Here is an 18179-nt window from a genome sequence, read left to right on the forward strand (position 1 = left end):
CCTCCGATTGATCACAGCTCGGCGATCAGCGTCCGGGAGTCCTCCTCGTCCAGCGCAAGATCGGCGAGATGGCCGAAAAGCAGCCTAGCAGCGCGCACTTCCGCCTCCTTCTCGATCTGCAGCGAGCCGAAACAGTATTCGACGTAGGCCAGGTCGGACTCGGCCGGATCGGGGAACCCGGTCACGATGAAGTTGCTGTAGAGACCGTCGTGCGAGCCCGACGACAGCGGAATCACCTGCAGCCGGACATTGGCCCGGCGCGACATGCCGAGCAGGTGCCGCAGCTGTTCGCGGTCGCACGGCTCCCGGCGCAAGGCCCCCTCGTCGACGATCGCGTGCACCTGCAGGACCGGCTCCTCGAACAGCCTGCGCTGCCGCCGCTGCCTGACCTCGATCTGCTTCTCCAGCTCGTCACCCTCGAAAGGATCGCGCGCACCGGCGAAGGTCGCGCGCATGTAGCTCTCCGTCTGCAGCAAGCCGGGCACAAATCCCAGCTGGTAGGTCTGCACCCAGGCCGCCTCGGCCTCGACACTGATGAATCCGCGGCCGCTCAAGCCGAAGGCGTGCCACCAGCCCTTCTCCTTGGCGTAGTCGAACATCCGCACGTACTCGCCGTAGTCCGAGCTGATGATCCCGTAGCGGTCGAGCAGCGCGAGGAAGTCGTTGTAGCCCGGGATGAACCCCTGCTCGATCCGGCTCATCTTCGAACTGGAGAACCGCAGCGGGCGGCCCGCGTCCTCTTGGCTCAGCCCGGCCGCCTCGCGTAGCTTGCGCAGGGTGCGGCCGAGCTGGCGTCGCCGGTAGTTCGGCTTGGTCGGCCGATCCATGGTGGTCACCCCTCGCTGTCGATCAACCACGAATCGTAGGCCGGGTGTGCCGATGTGGGATTCCCGTGTGCGGGCCGTGTCGCGCTGACTTGCGTCGAGAACCTGCAGGTCATGGACAGGTACGGCTACCCCCACGAACTCGAATACCGGCGCGAGGTCGACGACCGCCGGGTACATGAGTACACCGAACTCGTCGATGACATGGGGTTTGTCCTCGAGCACCGGAGCGACCGGTACCAGGGGTGGACCGTCCGGTACGGGACCGCCTGCGCGCACGACTACCTGTCCCGCAAGCGCGCCCGGCCGGGGACCTTCGTCGTCTCCGTCTACCGGCTCTTCCCGGGGCGGCGGGACCACGTCGTCACCATCCGGGTGACCTGGCCGCCGAAAAAAGCAAAGGTTCACCCGTCGGAAAAGTCGCGTGCCGGACGACTATGAGGGTGTGACGGAACCTCGGGTGCGACCGGACCCGGCCTTCGCGCTGCTCGGGCTGTACGAGACGGCCCTGCCGGAGGTCTACGGGTACCTGCTGTCCCGATGCGGTGACCGCACGCTCGCCGAGGAACTCACTTCGGAGACGTTCCTCGGGGCGGTCGCCGCCTGTCGCAAGGAGTACGCACCTCCAGTGAGCACCGGGTGGCTGATCGGCGTCGCCCGGCACAAGCTCGCCGACCACTGGCGGCGCACAGAACGTGAGGAACGCGGGCTGCGGCTGGTGCACGACAGCGCACCGGACGTCGAGGACCCGTGGGACGAGCAGCTCGACGCCCTGCGCGCGAGACAGGTGCTCGAATCCCTCGGGCCGCACCACCGCGCGGCCCTGACCCTGCGGTACGTCGACGGCCTCGGTGTGCCCGAGGTCGCCGGCCACCTGGGACGCAGCGTGCACGCCACCGAGGCGTTGCTCGTGCGGGCCCGTGCCGCGTTCCGGCGTGCCTACGAGGAGAAGGAGGGTCGCGATGCCTGAGCCTTTCGACGCGCTTCGCCGTCCCTCCGAGCGGGTCGAGCCCGACCCGGACTTCGCCGCCGAACTGCGCGACGACCTGCGTCGCGTCCTCTTGAACGGAGCCGAGATGACCACCACCTCCGAGGCGCCGGCCACCGACGCCGAACTGCGTTCGCTGACGCCTTACCTGGCCGTGTCCGACGCGCGGGCCGCGCTCGACTTCTACGTCGACGTCTTCGGCGCGGTGCGGCGCGGGGACCCGATCGTCATGGACGACGGCCGCATCGGGCACGCCGAGTTGGCCATCGGCGACGCGGTCCTCATGCTTGCCGAGGAGCACCCGGAGATCGGGCACGTCGCGCCGCGCGAGGGTGGCGCGTCGGTGTGGGTGGAGGTCCCGGACGCGGACGTCAGCGTGGCCCGCGCGCTCGATCTGGGCGCGACGCTGATCCGCGCGGTGAGCGACTCGCCGTACGGCCGCGGCGGCTCGTTCCGCGACCCGTTCGGCCAGCGCTGGCTGGTCTCGCAGGCGACGCCCAAGCCCGCCGCCGCTGCCTCGCCGAAGCAGGGCGAGACCATGTACTTCACGTTCCAGGTCCCGGACGACACGCCCGCGAAGACGTTCTACGGCGCGGTCCTCGGCTGGGAGTTCACGCCGGGCTCGCAGGCGACGGCGTGGAACATCCGGGGCCACGGCCTGCAGGGCGGCCTGTGGGGCGGCCCGGGCCGCCAGGTCGGCTGGAAGCTGATGTACGCGGTCGACGACCTCGCCGCGGCCCTGACGCGGGTGCGCGAGCAGGGCGGCCAGGCGGGCGAGATCGAGACGCACCCGTACGGCCTGACGGCCGACTGCACGGACAACCAGGGCATCGAGTTCTACCTCTGGCAGCAGCCGGCGGAGTGACGAATCCCCTCCCCCGGGCCATCCTCGCGGGCGCACACTCGAAGGCATGGCCGGGCAATGGGCGCCGCGTGACCACGCCGAGCTGACCGCCGGATGGCGGCTGTGGCTCGAACTCGGGTCGTCGCCATGGCCTCGGCCGGACTGGGACGGCAGTCCGGCCGAGGCGGTGCGGGGGCTGCGGGAGCTGACGGGCGCCTGCGACGAGATCCTCGCCGGCTACCTGGCCGCCGGTGGTTCGCAGTCCGCCGACGTCGCCGCGCTGCTGCGGTCGATGTACCTCGCCGCGAGCTGGACGTGGAAGCTGTGGCAGGGCGACACCCGGCCGCTCGACGACGAACGGGCCGAGATGCTGCACCGAGATCTCGCCGGGTTCGCCGACCACGCCCAGGGTGTGCGTACCTTGCTCGCCGAGGGCGGCGGGTGGGCCTCTCTGACGCTTTAACGGCCCGCCGCGTAGCCCTGCATTCCCCGGGCGTTCGCCGCTGCGCGAAGGAGACCGTCGGTGCGGGAGACGGCCGAGAGGCGGCCCAGGGCCCAGTCGCCCGCGTCCACCACCGCATGGCCACGCTCGCGCAGGGCGTCCAAAGTGGACGCTCCCAGCCGGGACTCCACCACCAGCTCGCGCGGGTTCCACGAGCGCGGGTAGAACGAACTCGGGAACGCCGTCGTGTGCCAGGCGGGGGCGTCGATCGACTCCTGGAGATTCAGGCCGCCGTACACGTGGGCCAGCCAGAAGCACAGCTGCCACTGGTCCTGCTGGTCGCCGCCCGGGGTGCCGAACGCCAGCGTCGGGACGCCGTCGCGCAGGGCCAGTGACGGTGACAGCGTGATCCGGGGGCGCTTGCCGGGTGCCAGGGAGTTCGGCAGTCCTTGTTCCAGCCAGAACATCTGTCCGCGCGAGTCCAGGCAGAAGCCCAGCGCCGGGATCGTCGGGCTCGACTGCAGCCAGCCGCCCGACGGGGTCAGCGAGACCAGATTGCCCGCCGCATCGACGACGTCCAGGTGGACCGTGTCGCCGCGGGTCTGGCCCTGGGGGCCGACCGTCGGCTCGCCGGTCGCGCCGCCTTCCGCCTGGATTCCCTGCAGCGAGTCCAGGATCGCCGGGAGGCGCGCGGGGCCGCCGGCGTCCCCGGGGCGGAGCGAAGCAGAAGCCGTGTCGGTGATCAACGCACGCCGGGCATCGGTGTACGACGCGGAAAGCAGCACGTCCAGCGGCACGTCCGTGTCGCCGTACCAGGCCTCGCGGTCCGCGAACGCCAGCTTCGCCGCCTCGGTCGCCAGGTGCACCGTGCGCTCCGACGCGACGCCGTCCACAAAGGACAGTTCGTCGCGGAGGCCGTGCAGGAGCAGCGCCTGCTGCAGCAATGCCGGGCCCTGCGTCCAGCCGCCCATCTTGACCAGGCGCCAGTCGTCGACGTCCACGAACGCCGGGTCTTCGTACGACGCCGACCACGACGCGAGGTCGTCGCCGGTCAGCAGGCCCGCGTGGTCGCGGCCGGAGTCGTCGCGGAACGCCTGCCGGCTGAACGCATCGATCGCTTCGGCGACGAAACCCTGTGACCAGGCACGGCGTCCCGCGTCGAGCTGCGCCTCGCGCCCCGAGACGGCTTCCGCCTCCCGCAGCAGCCGCTCCCAGGTGTCCGCCACTACCGGGTTCCGGTGCAGGCCGGACGCCGGCTTGCCGTGCGGCATCCACAACGCCGCCGACGTCGGCCAATGCTCGGTGAACAACCGCGAGACGGCCTGGATCGTGTCCCCGACTCGCGACACCAGCGGGACGCCGTTGCGGGCGTAGCCGATCGCGTACGACAGCACCGAGCGAAGCGACTTCGTGCCGTAGTCGCGAAGCAGCAGGAGCCAGCCGTCCCAGGCGCCGGGGACCGTCGCCGGGAGGAGACCGCTGCCCGGGATCAGGTCCAACCCCAGAGAGGCGAACTGCGACGCCGTGGCCCCCGCGGGCGCCGGGCCTTGACCGGCCAGTGCCCGCGGGGTCGGGTCGTCCGCCGTCACGAAGAGGCCGGGCACCTGGCCCGCCGGGCCGCACAGGTGCGGCTCGGCGACCTGGAGGACGAAGCCGGCCGCGACCGCCGCGTCGAACGCGTTGCCGCCGTCTTCCAGCACCGCCATCCCGGTGGCCGAAGCCAGCCAGTGCGTCGATGCCACCATCCCGAAGGTGCCGGTCAGTTCCGGCCTCGTCGTGAACATGCCCCGATGGTAACTACCAGCTCGCCGGGCGCCGCCGCTCCGGCTCGTACGGCTGCGTGATGATTTCCATCCCGTTCCCACCGGGATCGAGGAAATAGACGCCACGGCCGCCGTGGTTGTGGTTGAATTCGCCGACCTGCTTGCCTTGCGGATCGGCGTGGTAGGGCACGCCCGTTTCGACGAGCCGCGCGAAGACGGCGGCGAAGTCGTCCTCCGGGATCAGGAAGCAGTAATGCTGCAGGCGGAGGTCCTGCTCGGGGATGGTCGCGAAGTCCAGCCGGACGCCGTTGCGCGTCTCGACGGGGATGAACGGACCCCATTCTTCCCCGACTTCGAGGCCGAGCAGGTTCGCCAGGAATTCGGCGGATTCCCGATTGTTCCGGGACGGGACGATCAGATGGTTCAATTCAACGGAAACGGAAACAGACACGAGCGAAATGCCTCCGGGGCACTCCCGCCACCTCCATGCCTCACCCAGCCGGTGACCGACACGCGATGCCGTGCGGCCAGCCTAGCCAAGAGCGAGCCCTCAGGAAACCTTGATCCGCGCCGCCGCCCGCGGCCGCCCGACGCCCTGCCAGGACAGCCCGGCGTCGACGACCACCCGCGGGTCCAGCAGGTTCCGCGTGTCGACGACGTCGATGCCCTCCATCAGCTCGGCCATCGCGGCCCAGTCGAGGTGCTTGAACTCGGCCCACTCGGTCAGCACGACGACGACGTCCGCGTCCTTCGCGACCTGGTAGGCGTCGTCGACCACGGTCATCCCGTCGATTTCGCCGTCGACGGCCGGGTCGTAGGCGACCAGCTCGGCGCCCAGCGCACAGAGCACCGAGGACACGGCGAGCGCGGGCGAGTCGCGCAGGTCGTTCGTACCCGCCTTGAACGCCAGGCCCAGCACGCCGATCCGGGCGCCGGCCAGGGTGCCGCCGACCGCACCGGCGATCTTCGCGACGATCCGGTCGCGCTGGGCGATGTTCTCGTCGATCGCCGACGTCAGCATCTTGAAGTCGTAGTTCACCGACTCGGCGACCTTGACCAGCGCGCTGGTGTCCTTCGGCAGGCACGAGCCGCCCCAGCCCGGGCCCGGCTTGAGGAACGTCCGCCCGATCCGCCGGTCGTAGCCCATGCCCTCGGTGACGAGGTTGATGTCCGCGCCGAGCCGTTCGCACAGCTCGGCGATCGAGTTGACGTAGGACAGCTTCAGCGCGAGGTAGCAGTTCGCGGCGTACTTGACCAGTTCGGCGCTGGCGGCGTCGGCGACGACGACCGGGGCGGCCAGCTCGGCGTACAGCTCACCGACCCAGTGCGCGGCGGCGAAGTCGTCCGAGCCGACGACGATCCGGTCCGGGCCCAGGAAGTCCGCGACCGCGGTGCCTTCGCGGAGGAACTCGGGGTTCGACACCACCGGCACGTCGGTCCGCCCGAGCATCTCCTCGATCCGCTTCGACGTGCCGACCGGCACGGTCGACTTGGTGACCAGCGCGCAGCCGGCGGGCAGGACGTCGCCGATCTCGGCGGCCACGGCTTCGACCGCGCGCAGGTCCGCGGAGCCGCCGGCGCCCATGGGCGTCGGGACGCAAAGAAACACGGCTTCCGCGTCGCGGACCGCGTCCCGCGCGCCGACGACGAACTGGAGACGGCCGGCCGAGATCCCGCGGGCGACCAGATCGGCCAGCCCCGGTTCGAGGATGTCGACGCGCCCGGCGCTCAGCCGGGACACCTTCGCGCGGTCGACGTCCACGCACGTGACGCGATGACCCAGACTGGCCAGGCAGGCCCCCGTGGTCAAGCCGACGTAACCGGTACCTACCACCACGATCCGAGCTGGTGTCATGGTGCTGAAGGTGACAGCCGGAGTTGACCACCGCGCTAACGGAACCGGACACGGGTGAGTACTCCATGCGACACCGCGGAGGTGCGTTAACAGCAGTTTGCGGCCGGTGAGCGAGCACACGAATCGCCCGTGCGAACGAGCGTTAACCTGGGTGGGAATCGGAGCAGCGAAGGGAACCGCACAGATGCAGATCACCGACACCGCGGCGCTCGTCACCGGGGGCGCGTCCGGCCTCGGCGGGGCGACGGCGAAGGCCCTCGCGGCGAAGGGCGCGCGGGTGTTCGCGCTGGACCTGGCGCCGTCCATCGAGAAGGCCGAGCAGGTCGACGGCATCACCTACGTCGAGGCCGACGTGACCGACGTCGACCAGGTCGAGGCCGCCGTCGCGACCGCGGCGGGTTCCGGCGTGCCGCTGCGGACCGTCGTGAACTGCGCCGGCATCGGGCCGTCCGCGCGGATCCTGTCCAAGAAGGGCCGCCACGACCTCGCGCTGTACGCGAAGGTCATCCAGATCAACCTGATCGGCACGTTCAACGTCCTGACCGTCGCGGCCGAGGCGATCGCGAAGACGGAGCCGCTCGAGGACGACGCCCGCGGCGTCGTCATCAACACCGCGTCCATCGCCGCGTTCGACGGCCAGATCGGGCAGGTCGCCTACTCGTCGTCCAAGGGCGGCGTCGTCGGCATGACGCTCCCCGCGGCCCGCGACCTGGCCTCGCACGGCATCCGCGTGCTGACCATCGCGCCGGGCATCGTCGACACCCCGATGCTGGCCACGGTCAGCGACGAGTTCCGCGCGTCGCTCGCCGCCGGCATCCCGTTCCCGAAGCGGCTCGCGCGGCCGGACGAGTACGCGCAGCTCGCGCTGTCGCTCATCGACCACGACTACCTGAACGGCGAGGTCGTCCGCATGGACGGCTCGCTGCGGATGGCCCCGCGCTGACCCGCCGCCGCCGGGGCACTTCGCGTGCCCCGGCGGTCGTGCTCAGCGGGTGAGGCGGACCTCGAGGCCGATGCCGTCGGTCGTCACCGAGCAGCCGCCGAAAGCGCTCTCCGCGGCCAGCGCTTCGAACTGCTCGCGCGTGAACGCCCGGCGCCGCAGCCACCCGAGCGTCTGCCGCACGGTGAACCCGCTGACGACGCCGACGTTCATCCCGGCGACCTCGCGATCGATATCCGCGCCGGTGGCCTCGTGGTTGAGGTCGTGGATCACCGCGAACCCGCCCGGGCGCAGCAGTCGGTGCATCTCGTTCAGCGCGGTCACCGGCTGCCGGAAGTTCTTGAACGCCGCCTGGCAGACCACGAAGTCGAACGACCCGTCCGCGAACGGCGCGTGCGTGACGTCGCCCTGCCGGAAGTCGACGTCCACTCCTGCCTTCCGCGCCTCTTCCGAAGCGATTTCCGTCATCGTGTGGCTGATGTCGAGCCCGGTGACGTGGAAGCCGCGCTTCGCCAGCTCGACGGCGAAGAAGCCCGGCCCGGGCGCCACCTCCAGGATGTCGGCGCCGTCCCTCAGCCCGGACGTGACCTCGGCGGCCTGCCGCCGGTACTGCGCGAGCTGCGGCTCGGTGCCGCGGTTCTTGGCGTACCAGCGTGCCTGAAAGCCTTCCATCTCGGGCACCCGGTGCTTGCGTGTCGTCTCCATCGGTTCCTACCTCTCCACGAACTCCCCCAGGTCGTCCGGGAATTCGCCGGTTTCGTGAAAGCGCCGCCAGGCGTCGATGCCCGGCAACGCGCCAGTGGTCAGTTCTTCGAGGAAGCCGCGCACCCAGCGCCCTTCGGCTTCCGTCATCGCGATGTCGTACTCGACCTCGACCACGAACAGCCGCGGCATGACCGCCCGCAGCCGCTCCAGGGCCGCTCGCTGTGCCTCGACGTGCTCGTCGAGCTGCCCGAGCCGCTGCCGGAGCAGGCTGATCGTCTGGTCCGGCCCGAGAACGCCCACCATCGACAGCCCGGACCGGAACCGCGGTGGCTCCTTCTCGACCGTGCCGACGAGCTCGCGGACCCAGTCCTCGAACTCCTCACGCCCGGCCGGCGTGATCCGGTAGACGGTCCGCTCGGGCCGCCCGCCGTCCTTGACGCTCTCGACGGCCTCCAACAAGCCGTGCTTTTCGAGGTTCGCGACGACCGTGTAGAGCGAGCCCCACTTGATCGGCATGTCGGCGTCCTTGCCGCGCTGCTTGAGCACGGCCGCCATTTCGTACGGGTGCATCGCGCGTTCCAGCGCGACGGACAGCACGGCCAGGCCCAGCATGCTGGCGACCTTCCGCTTCTTCATGCCGACTCCTCGTTTACGAGTACTCGCAGACGAGTATACGGAAGACGTGCCAGCAGGCAAGTGTCTTAGTCAGTGAACTACTCAGAGGTCGAACATGTACGGGACTTCGGCCTGCGCCCGCGCATCGATCCACTCTCGCAGCGCGCGCGTGGCCAGGACGTCGTCCTCGTTGTAGCGCAGGAGCCGTTCGCGCTGCTCGCCGTCCGGCGTCTCGCCGTCCATGCCGACGGCGTCGCGGTACCAGCGCATCGACGCCTCGCCGCCCGCCTCCGGATCGCGCCAGGCGAACCCGGCGACCGGGGCGATCACCTTCAGCCCCTTGCCGTGGGAGCACAGGAACTGGTCGGTGACGCTGCGGAAGAGGTCGACCCACTCCGCGGAGTCCACGAAGGACTGGATCTCCTTCTTCGTCGGCACGCCCGGGTGGTCGCCGAAACGCTCGACCGAGCCGAACAGCCAGCGGTTCTCTGCGAGCGCGTTGTAGCAGTACGCGCGGAAAGTCAGCCCGGCCGCTTCGGTGCGCTCGCGGACGTCGGTGAGCCAGGCCCAGAACTCGGCGAACGACCGGGCTTCGTCGTCGGTCGGCAGCGGGTCCCACGTCGCGAAGGCGCGGTATCCCTGCGAGACGCCGATGTCGGCGCCGGTGAGCAGGCAGCCCCAGAGGTACGCGCCGGCGTCGCCGAAGCTCTCCATGTCGACGTCGACCTCGACGTCGGCGCGCGGCACCTCGACGCGGTCGACGCGGCGCACCAGCGTCAGGTCGGCCAGCCAGGCACGCGCGAGCACGACCGCGTCCGGGAACGTCACGCCCGTCCAGTTCACTTCCGGCGCCTCGCCGGTCGGGTCGAGGGCGGCCAGCTTGTCCACAGTGGACACACCGGCGCGGCGCAGCTCGACCGCGTCCTCGCCGCGGACCACGAGGCTGACGTCGCGGGACTCGGTGAGCACCACCTCGCACGTCGGCCACCACGGGCAGCGGCGGCACTCCAGCACGCGCGACGGCTCGGCCAGCGGCTCCTCGCCGTTCGCGGCCGCGGTGGCGATGGCGAGCCGGTCGGCGAACCGGACCTGGTACTCGGTGAGCGCGCTGCGCCCGCCGGGCCAGGTGCCCGCGGTGAGGTCGTGCCAGACGACGACGTCGGCGTCGAGGCCGATGACGCCGCCCAGGGCGAGGCTTTCGTCGGCCTGTCCGAGCGTCTGCAGCATGCGGCGGATGTGCACGAGCCGCAGCTGGTCGCGCGGCTGCGAGCGGACCTTGCGGCCGTCGTCGGCGCCGCGGTGCGCCGGGTCGAGGTCGGTCAGCTCGGTGACGATCGCGCCGGTGCCACGGTCGGAGATCCGGTGCCGCACGACGAGCACCGGAACGTACCCACGGCCGGTGCGCACGAGCAGGTCGACGCCGCCGCGCCGGTGCCCGGCCGCGTCGACCGGGAACAGCGCGCCCCAGATGTAGGACGCTTCGGCGGCGAAGGCCTGCTCGGTCAGCTCGACGCGCTCGTGCGCCGGGAGGTCCCTGGCGATCTTCACCCAGTGGCCCGGGTTGGCCGCCATCAGCCGGGCGACGATGTCCTCGCGGTGGGCGGTGGCGTCGTCGATCCGCTGCTGCGCGGTGGGGTCCGGCGGGGAAAGCGGTACCTCGCGCATGGTGGGGTCGTGTTCGAGGTGCACGCGCCGACGGCAGCGGCTGACCGCGCCCGCGTCGAGTACCACCTCGCCCTTCATGGAGATCACTCTAGATTCCCACCGCCGAGCCGACATGCCCGCCACCCGGGCGACCAGTAAGTTCGACCTCGACACGTCGCAGGAGGTGCCATGGCGCGCAAGGCCAAGGTCGAGGGTGAAGCCAGGTTCACCCCTAAGAGGGCGAAGAACGCGGTCGCGGTGGCGAAGGTGCTCGGCCCGGTCGTGATCCCGGTGGTCGCGCCGTTCGCGGTGCGCGCGGCGGGCACCGCCCGGGAGCTGTACGACCGCTACCAGGCGCGCAAGCTCGGCGTCGCGGTGGATCAGCTGGGCTCGTACACCGGTCGCGGTGCGGCGCTGCACGCCCGGATCGCGGGGCTCGCCCAGGGGTGCCGGGACCTGGAGAAGTCGGAGAAGGCATCGGCGGCGGACAAGACGTTCGTGAGCGAGTCGCTGAGCACGCTGGAGCAGCTGTCGGCCTCGGTGCGGGCGGCCGAGCGGATGCCGGCGGCGCGGCGCAAGGCCGTGCACCGCGCGGTGGCCGGCGAGCTGGAGCGGCTGGAAGGCCACCTGCTGCACCGGCTGGGGATCTGACCGCGCGCCCCCGGTCGTGAGTGAGAAACAGCGTTAGAACACTGTTTCTCACTCACGACGGGAGTTACTTGACGAAGCCCTTCTTGACCATCCAGTCGTGGGCGACCTTGCCCGCGTCCTGGCCGTCGACGTCGACCTGCTTGCACAGCTCGACCATCTGCTGGTTGTCGAGGGCCGCGCCGATCTTCTCCAGCGGGCCGCGGACGTCCGGGTGCTGCTTCAGCCACTCCGTGCGCAGCGTCGGGACCGCGTTGTACTGCGGGAACGCCTTCTTGTCGTCCTCGAGCACCCGCAGGTTCAGCCCGGAGATCCGGCCGTCGGTCGTGAACACCTCGCCGACCGGGCATGTGCCGCCGGCGACCGCCGAGTAGATCGTGCCGATGCCGAAGTTCTCGATCTTCGGGTTCTGGAAGCCGTACGCCTTGACCGCGGCCGGGAACCCGTCCTGACGGCTGGTGAACTCCGTCTCCAGGCAGAACACGTTCTGGTCCGGCTTCTGCTTGATGAACGCCGCGAGATCCGACGTCGTCTTCAGGTTGTTCTTCGCGCCGTACTCCTCGGTGACGGCGAACGCGTACTGGTCGTTGAGCGGCGAGTAGTTCAGCCAGGTGACGCCGAACTTCTCCTGGTCCGCCTTGGCCGTCGCCTCGTACTGGGCCTTCTCGCCGCCGGGCACCGGAAGCTCGTTGCCCTGGTAGTTGATCCAGCCGGTGCCGGTGTACTCCCAGGTGACGTCCGTCTGGCCGGACAGCAGCGCCTGCCGCGACGAGTTGGACCCCTTGATGTCGGACAGGTCGACGACGTCCGCGCCCGCCGCGGACAGCGCCATCTCGGACAGGTACGCCAGGATGATGTTCTCGGTGAAGTCCTTCGACCCCACCGTCACCTTCAGGCCCTGCAGCGACGGGATCGGCTGGATCGAGCCCGGCTGGATGTCGTACGGCACCGCCTGGTTGACCGTCAGGCCGCACGCCGAGAGCGTCGCGCCCAGCACGGCCACGCCGAGGACTGCCGTCATGCGCCGGAGTTTCATCGCAGGCCCTTCGGTCCGAAGTACTGTTCGGCGACCGCGCCCAGCCAGTCGACCAGCAGCGCCAGCGCGACGGCCAGCACCGAGCCGGTCACCAGCACCGAGGTCAGGTTCAGCTTGTAGCCGGTGTCGATCAGCAGCCCGAACCCGCCGGCGTTGACGAACATGCCGAACGTCGCCGTGCCGACCGCCAGGACGAGTGACGTGCGCAGGCCGGCCAGGATCAGCGGGACGGCCAGCGGGAGCTCGACCCGCCACAGCACCGCGGCCGCCGACATCCCGATGCCGCGGCCGGCGTCGATCAGCGACTCGTCGACCTGCTGGATACCGACCATCGTGTTCCGCAGCACCGGCAGCAGCGAGTAGAAGGCCAGTGGCAGCGCCGCCACCCACAGCCCGCCGGTCGCGCCGGTGACGATGAACCACAGCACCAGCACGCCGAGCGCGGGCGCGGCCTGGCCGATGTTCGCGATCGCCAGGAAGACCGGCGCGAGGAAGCGCGCCCACGGCCGCGTCACGATCACCCCGAGCGGCACCGCGACCAGCACGACGATCGCGGTCACCACGAGCGTCATCAGCACGTGGTCCCACAACGCCGTGAACAGCGAGGACGCGTTGAGCGTCTCCTTCTCGGTCGCGTTGAGCCCGCTGGAGAACACCCAGATCAGCGTGACGGCGACGATCACGAGAACCACGACGGGCTGCGCGAACAGCCGGACGCGTTCCGCGCGTTTGGAGCCGGACTCGGTGCTGAAACCGGTATCGACGACAGCTGTCATGCGGACACCTCCTCGCCGTTGGTGTGCTCCTCACGCAGCTGCTGGATGGTCGCGATGACGGTGTCGAGCTGGATGGTGCCCGCGTACTCGCCGCGCGCGCCCGTCACCGGCACCGAGCCGCCCTCGGCGAGCATCGCCTCGAGCGCGTCCTGCAACGTCGACTGCAGGCTGACGATGTCCCGCAGCGGCTTGCCGACCGCCGTCATCGATGTCGCCGACGACAGCTCGCGGACGTGCGCCCAGCGCAGCGGGCGGCGCCGCTGGTCGAGCACCAGCGCGAAGTGCTTGCGCTGGTCTTCGAGCTTCTTGCGGATCTCGGCCGGGTCGTCGTCGACCGTCGCGGTCAGCGCGTCCTGCGCCAGCTCGACGTCGCGGACCCGCAGCAGCGTCAGCTGCTTCAGCGACGCACCCGCGCCGACGAACCCGGCGACCGTGTCGTTGGCCGGGTTGGCCAGGATCGCCTCGGGCGTGTCGTACTGCAGGATCGACGACTGGTTGCCGAGCACCGCGATCTTGTCGCCGAGCTTCACGGCCTCGTCGAAGTCGTGCGTGACGAACACGATCGTCTTCTTCAGCTCCGACTGCAGCCGCAGCAGCTCGTCCTGCAGGTTGCCGCGGGTGATCGGGTCGACCGCGCCGAACGGCTCGTCCATCAGCAGCACCGGCGGGTCCGCGGCGAGCGCCCGTGCGACGCCGACGCGCTGCTGCTGCCCGCCGGAGAGCTGGCGCGGGAAGCGGTCGCGGAAGTCGGCCGGGTCCAGCCCGACCAGGTCCATCATCTCCTCGACCCGGTCGTTGACCTTCTTCTTGTCCCAGCCGAGCAGGCCGGGCACCACGCCGATGTTCTGCGCGACGGTGAAGTGCGGGAACAGCCCGGCCTGCTGGATGGCGTAGCCGATCCGGCGGCGCAGCGTGTCGACGTCGAGGCCCAGCGCGTCCTCGCCACCGATGGTGATCTTGCCGGAGGTCGGCTGGACCAGGCGGTTGATCATCCGCATCGTCGTGGTCTTGCCGCAGCCGGACGGGCCGACGAAGACCACGATCTTGCCGGCGGGCACCACCATGGAGAAGTCGTCGACCGCCGCTTCGCGGGTGCCGGGGTACCGCTTGGTCACGTGCTCCAGCTCGATCTCGACGCCGGAGACTTCCTCGTTCTCAGCCACGGACACCCCTAGAAATGGTGAAGCGCTTGATCAGGACGTAGACGCCGTCGAGCAGCAGCGCGAGGATGACGACCCCGACCGTGCCGGTGACGGCTTGGTTCAGGGAGTTCGTGCTCCCCGCATTCGTCAGCCCGGAGAAGACCTCGGCGCCGAAGCCGGGGCCCTTCGCGTAGGCGGCGATCACGGCGATGCCCATCAGCATCTGGGTGGCCACCCGCATGCCGGTGAGGATCGCCGGCCAGGCCAGCCGCAGCTCGACCCGGGTGAGCACGCCGAAGCGGCTCATCCCGATGCCGCGCGCCGCGTCGGTGATCGCCGGGTCGACGCCGTCGAGCCCGACGATGGTGTTCCGCACGATCGGCAGGAGGCCGTAGAGCACCAGCGCGATCACGGCCGTCGTCGGACCGAGCCCCGAGATCGGGATCAGCAGGCCCAGGAGGGCGAACGACGGGACCGTCAGGATCGTGCTCGCCAGCGCCGTGGCCACCGCCGAACCGATCGGGCTGCGGTACACCGCGACCCCGATCAGCACGCCGAGGACCGCCGCGAGGATCGTGCACTGCACCACCATGCTGGTGTGCAGGTAGGCCTCCAGCCAGAGCTTGCTCGCCCGGTCGGAGATGTAGTCGAAGAGGTTCATCCGTGTCCGCTCTCCCGCCTTTGCGCAGGCCTTCACCCGAACGGGCTAGTTCCTGACCGACGGCTCAGTACCCAGCGCGAAGCCGGGCCAAACCCCCGCTTTCGGCCCACCGGTTCCGCCCACCTTGGCCTTTCCGCCCGTGATCGGCAACAAACGGCCTGAACCACGGCGTGGCGCGAGCCGTGAACTCGGTGTGTGCTCACTTCACGGGATCACACGCTCGCGCGGGAGCAGGTCCCTTAGGCTGCTCTTCATGAGCGTTCCGGCACGGCGTCCCGCCGTGCTGGGTGCTACCCGGGGTGTGTCGCTCGCCGTGTCCGCCGCGGCGCTGTCCGTCACCGCGCACCGGCTGGCCGACGGCGGCCTGCCCGACCCGGCGATGACCGTGCTGCTGAGCGGCCTCTTCGGCTGGACCGCGACCGCGCTGGCCCGCAAGGCGCGTGGACCGGTCGCCACGATCAGCCTGCTCGGCGCCGCTCAGCTCGTGATGCACCTCCTGCTCACCACGCTCGCCGACCACCACGACCACGGCATGGCCGCGATGCCCGGCGGCAGCGGGCTCGGCATGCTCGTCGCGCACGCCGTGGCGACCCTGGTCGCTGCGCTCCTGCTCGCCCGCGCGGACGCGATGCTCCTGACGGTGCTCGCCGTGCTGCGCGCGATCCTGCCGCGGCTGCTCGGCGCGCTGCCGGTCCCGGTCGCCCCCGCGCTCGTCCCGGTGCGCGTCGACGCACCGGGCCACCTCGTCGGCGTCGATCTGCGCCGGATCCGCGGGCGGCGCGGCCCGCCCGTCCACTCCTGAAACCCAGCTCGTCCCCCGCAGCAGCCCGGTCCCCGAACCGAGCTGTCCCCTTTCTTGAGTTCATCAGGAGTGAACCCATGTCCCAGCACGTCTTCAAGCGCGCCGGTTTCCTCGCCGCCACCGTCGGTGTCGCCGGCCTCCTCGGCGCGGGCGTCGCCTCCGCGCACGTCACCGCCAACGTCTACGGCCCGCAGCCGACGAAGGGCGGGTACGCCGCGATCGTGTTCCGCGTCCCGAGCGAGGAGCCGAACACCACGACCACCAAGGTCGCCGTCGACTTCAAGCCCGACTACGGCATCGGCAGCGTGCGGACCAAGCCGCTGCCCGGCTGGACCGCCGAGGTGACCAAGTCGAAGCTGCCCACCCCGATCACCAAGGACAACGGCACGAAGATCACCGAGGCCGTCACGGCGGTGACGTGGACCGCGCAGCCGGGCAACGAGCTGAAGGCCACCGACTACCAGGAGTTCTCGGTGAGCTTCGGCCCGCTGCCGACCAACGTGGACGAGGTCGAATTCCCGGCGCACCAGACCTACAGCGACGGCAAGGTCGTCGACTGGAACCAGCCGACGCCCCCGGGTGGCGCGGAGCCGGAGCACCCGGCGCCGGCCGTCAAGCTGGCCGCCCAGGTCGCGGGCGACGGCGACATGTCCGCCAACATGGCGGCGACGCCCGGCGAGCACACTGAAGCCGCGGCGGCGTCCGACAGCACGGCCCGCTGGCTCGGCGGAGCCGGCCTGCTCGTCGGCGCCATCGGCCTCGGCGTCGGGGCCGGCGCGACCGTCCGGGCCCGCAAGGCCACGGCGAAGCCGGGAGGCAACAGCTAGATGCGGAAAGCGCTCGTCGCGCTGGCGTTGACGGTGGTGGCCGTGCTCGGCACGGCCACCCCGGCGCTGGCGCACAACGTGCTGATCTCCTCGGACCCGGCGAACGGCGCGTCGATCGCCGCCGGCCCGCAGAAGGTCAGCCTGACGTTCGACCAGTACGTGCAGGGCGCGGACGTCAACCAGATCGCGGTGACCGGACCCAGCGGCGGCCAGTGGGCCGAAGGGCCGATCAGCGTGGTGAACAACGTGATCAGCGCGCCCCTGCGGCCGCTCGGCCCGGCCGGGAAGTACACCATCGGCTATCGCGTGCTGTCCGCCGACGGCCACCCGGTGACCGGTGAGCTCACGTTCACCCTCACCGCCGCGGGCACCGGCACGCCGGCGACCGTGGACGCGGCGAAGTCGCCCGGCAGCTCGTCGTCGGCTTCGCCGCAGTCGGGCTCGACCGGGGTGCCGATCTGGGTCTGGATCGCCGGCGCGGTCGTGCTGCTGGCGATCGGGCTGACCGTGGCGCTGCGCTCCGGCCGGTCCGTGGAAGAGAAGAACTGACGGGATGGCCCAGGCCGAGACCACCGCGAAGCCCCGCTATTCGACGCTGCTGTGCGTCGTCACGGCGGGCCTGCTCGGCGCCCTGATCGGCGTCGCGCTCATGTCCACCACCCCGGTCCCCGGGGTCGTGGAACCCAGCGCGGTGGTCTCGGCCGGCATCCCCGTCGTGCGCGTCCTGCTCGACCTCGCCGCGGTCACCACCATCGGCCTGGCGCTGCTGTCGGTGCTCGTCGGCTACGACCGCCCGAAGCTGACCGAGCCGATCCTGCGGCTGGCCCGGCCGGCCGGCGTCGCGGCCGCGCTCGTCTGGGCCACGGCCGCGGTCGTCGCGCTGATCCTGCAGACCGCGGAGTACAAGCCCGGCTCGTCGACGCTCTCCGCGGGTGACATCGGCAGCTACATCGCCGCCGTCGGCGCGGGCAAGGCGCTCGTCATCGTCGCCGCGCTCGCGCTCGTCCACGCCGGGATCGGCGCGCTGGCGCTGCGCTTCGGCGAGAAGGTGCCCGCCGAAGTCCGCGTCGGGCTCGGCCTGTTCGCGCTGCTGCCGCTGCCGGTCACCGGGCACGCGTCGAACTGGAACTACCACGACTACACGATGATCTCGATGGAGCTGCACGTCATGAGCGCGGTCGCCTGGACCGGCGGCCTCGGCGCGATGACCGTGCTCCTCGTGGCGAACCGGACGCTGCTGGCGCACGCGCTGCCCCGGTTCTCCAAGCTCGCGACGCTCTGCCTGATCCTCTCGGCGGCGACCGGCCTGTTCAACGGCCTCGTCGAGATCTCGCTCAACCCGACCATCGGGTTCTGGGCGGCGATCTTCACGACACCGTACGGGCAGCTCTTCGTGCTCAAGTTCCTGTGCACGGGCGCCATCGCGCTGCTCGGCGCGTACACCCGCTTCCGGCTGATGCCGCAGATCGTCCGGCACAACCGCACGGCGCTGGCCGCGTGGGCGACGCTCGAGCTGACCGTCATGGGATTGGCGTTCGGCTTCGCGGTGGCGCTGACGCGGGCGCCGGTCGTCGCCTCCTGAAAGCCCTTCCTCGCTGGTAGAGCCGGTCTGCGGTCACGGCGAGTAGCTGCAAGTTGCGCATTGGGCTGAGGGGTAGACCATTGGG

The 18179-nt window shown here is 70.6% G+C and carries 20 protein-coding genes; 9 read left to right on the plus strand and 11 right to left on the minus strand.

Annotation, left to right across the window (positions count from 1 at the left end; genetic code table 11):
• Window positions 1–11: 11 nt before the first annotated feature.
• The gene (locus OG738_RS10965) at window positions 12–1049 is read right to left on the minus strand and encodes a helix-turn-helix domain-containing protein (RefSeq protein ID WP_329053332.1); all 1038 of its coding nucleotides are present in this window, start codon (window positions 1047–1049) and stop codon (window positions 12–14) included.
• Between the two features lie 220 nt (window positions 1050–1269).
• Between OG738_RS10965 and OG738_RS10970 the strand changes: the two genes are divergently transcribed.
• The 3 genes from OG738_RS10970 to OG738_RS10980 are packed head-to-tail and all read left to right on the plus strand — an operon-like array spanning window position 1270 to window position 3119.
• Complete coding sequence (locus tag OG738_RS10970) at window positions 1270–1794, plus strand: RNA polymerase sigma factor (RefSeq protein WP_329053334.1); 525 nt, start codon at window positions 1270–1272, stop codon at window positions 1792–1794.
• Window positions 1787–2677, plus strand: a complete 891-nt coding sequence (locus OG738_RS10975) for a VOC family protein (RefSeq protein WP_329053336.1) — start codon at window positions 1787–1789, stop codon at window positions 2675–2677. The genes OG738_RS10970 and OG738_RS10975 overlap by 8 nt, the downstream gene beginning before the upstream one ends.
• Before the next feature lie 46 nt (window positions 2678–2723).
• Window positions 2724–3119: a hypothetical protein gene (locus OG738_RS10980; RefSeq protein ID WP_329053338.1), complete on the plus strand. Its 396-nt coding sequence runs from the start codon at window positions 2724–2726 to the stop codon at window positions 3117–3119.
• Here the strand turns inward: OG738_RS10980 and OG738_RS10985 are convergent.
• The 3 genes from OG738_RS10985 to OG738_RS10995 all read right to left on the minus strand — a co-directional run bounded on the left by OG738_RS10985 (window position 3116) and on the right by OG738_RS10995 (window position 6716).
• The gene (locus tag OG738_RS10985; RefSeq protein ID WP_329053340.1) at window positions 3116–4882 is read right to left on the minus strand and encodes a gamma-glutamyltransferase family protein; all 1767 of its coding nucleotides are present in this window, start codon (window positions 4880–4882) and stop codon (window positions 3116–3118) included. The two genes, OG738_RS10980 and OG738_RS10985, sit on opposite strands and share 4 nt — an antisense overlap.
• Before the next feature lie 13 nt (window positions 4883–4895).
• Window positions 4896–5288 carry a VOC family protein gene (locus tag OG738_RS10990; RefSeq protein ID WP_329053342.1) on the minus strand — a complete coding sequence of 131 codons (393 nt, stop codon included), beginning with the start codon at window positions 5286–5288 and terminating at the stop codon, window positions 4896–4898.
• Between the two features lie 123 nt (window positions 5289–5411).
• A complete protein-coding gene (locus tag OG738_RS10995; protein WP_329053343.1) occupies window positions 5412–6716 on the minus strand; it encodes a UDP-glucose dehydrogenase family protein in 1305 nt (434 codons plus the stop codon).
• 184 nt (window positions 6717–6900) lie between these two features.
• Between OG738_RS10995 and OG738_RS11000 the strand changes: the two genes are divergently transcribed.
• Entirely contained in the window at window positions 6901–7659 is a 759-nt protein-coding gene (locus OG738_RS11000) for an SDR family NAD(P)-dependent oxidoreductase (protein WP_329053344.1), read from the plus strand.
• A gap of 42 nt (window positions 7660–7701) precedes the next feature.
• On the opposite strand, the gene OG738_RS11005 is transcribed toward OG738_RS11000, so the two are convergent.
• The 3 genes from OG738_RS11005 to OG738_RS11015 all read right to left on the minus strand — a co-directional run bounded on the left by OG738_RS11005 (window position 7702) and on the right by OG738_RS11015 (window position 10719).
• Entirely contained in the window at window positions 7702–8361 is a 660-nt protein-coding gene (locus OG738_RS11005; protein WP_329053346.1) for a class I SAM-dependent methyltransferase, read from the minus strand.
• A 6-nt stretch (window positions 8362–8367) separates the two neighbouring features.
• Window positions 8368–8997: a PadR family transcriptional regulator gene (locus OG738_RS11010; RefSeq protein ID WP_329053347.1), complete on the minus strand. Its 630-nt coding sequence runs from the start codon at window positions 8995–8997 to the stop codon at window positions 8368–8370.
• An 81-nt stretch (window positions 8998–9078) separates the two neighbouring features.
• Window positions 9079–10719, minus strand: coding sequence for a TM0106 family RecB-like putative nuclease (locus tag OG738_RS11015; protein WP_329053349.1), 1641 nt, complete (start codon window positions 10717–10719; stop codon window positions 9079–9081).
• Window positions 10720–10809: 90 nt separating this feature from the next.
• On the opposite strand from OG738_RS11015, the gene OG738_RS11020 reads away from it, so the two are divergent.
• Window positions 10810–11271 carry a DUF6474 family protein gene (locus OG738_RS11020; protein WP_329053351.1) on the plus strand — a complete coding sequence of 154 codons (462 nt, stop codon included), beginning with the start codon at window positions 10810–10812 and terminating at the stop codon, window positions 11269–11271.
• A gap of 64 nt (window positions 11272–11335) precedes the next feature.
• On the opposite strand, the gene OG738_RS11025 is transcribed toward OG738_RS11020, so the two are convergent.
• From OG738_RS11025 to OG738_RS11040, 4 genes are read right to left on the minus strand one after another with little or no spacing between them, the layout of a single operon-like run.
• Entirely contained in the window at window positions 11336–12304 is a 969-nt protein-coding gene (locus tag OG738_RS11025) for a glycine betaine ABC transporter substrate-binding protein (protein WP_329053352.1), read from the minus strand.
• The gene (locus tag OG738_RS11030) at window positions 12301–13080 is read right to left on the minus strand and encodes an ABC transporter permease (RefSeq protein WP_329053354.1); all 780 of its coding nucleotides are present in this window, start codon (window positions 13078–13080) and stop codon (window positions 12301–12303) included. Before OG738_RS11030 ends, OG738_RS11025 begins: the two co-directional genes overlap by 4 nt.
• Entirely contained in the window at window positions 13077–14243 is a 1167-nt protein-coding gene (locus OG738_RS11035) for an ABC transporter ATP-binding protein (RefSeq protein ID WP_329053356.1), read from the minus strand. The genes OG738_RS11030 and OG738_RS11035 overlap by 4 nt, the downstream gene beginning before the upstream one ends.
• On the minus strand, window positions 14236–14883 hold the full coding sequence (locus OG738_RS11040) for an ABC transporter permease (RefSeq protein ID WP_329053357.1): 648 nt from the start codon (window positions 14881–14883) through the stop codon (window positions 14236–14238). The genes OG738_RS11035 and OG738_RS11040 overlap by 8 nt, the downstream gene beginning before the upstream one ends.
• A gap of 253 nt (window positions 14884–15136) precedes the next feature.
• Here OG738_RS11040 and OG738_RS11045 point away from each other — a divergent pair, with 253 nt between their 5' ends.
• The 4 genes from OG738_RS11045 (at window position 15137) to OG738_RS11060 (ending at window position 18094) form a co-directional block, all read left to right on the plus strand.
• Window positions 15137–15685 (plus strand): hypothetical protein, encoded by a 549-nt coding sequence (locus OG738_RS11045; protein ID WP_329053358.1) that lies wholly within the window; start codon window positions 15137–15139, stop codon window positions 15683–15685.
• 77 nt (window positions 15686–15762) lie between these two features.
• Window positions 15763–16512 (plus strand): YcnI family copper-binding membrane protein, encoded by a 750-nt coding sequence (locus OG738_RS11050; RefSeq protein ID WP_329053359.1) that lies wholly within the window; start codon window positions 15763–15765, stop codon window positions 16510–16512.
• On the plus strand, window positions 16513–17061 hold the full coding sequence (locus OG738_RS11055; RefSeq protein ID WP_329053361.1) for a copper resistance CopC family protein: 549 nt from the start codon (window positions 16513–16515) through the stop codon (window positions 17059–17061).
• Between the two features lie 4 nt (window positions 17062–17065).
• Window positions 17066–18094, plus strand: a complete 1029-nt coding sequence (locus tag OG738_RS11060) for a copper resistance D family protein (protein WP_329053362.1) — start codon at window positions 17066–17068, stop codon at window positions 18092–18094.
• The last annotated feature ends 85 nt before the right edge of the window (window positions 18095–18179 follow it).

Source organism: Amycolatopsis sp. NBC_01488, from assembly GCF_036227105.1.
Classification (GTDB): Bacteria; Actinomycetota; Actinomycetes; order Mycobacteriales; family Pseudonocardiaceae; genus Amycolatopsis.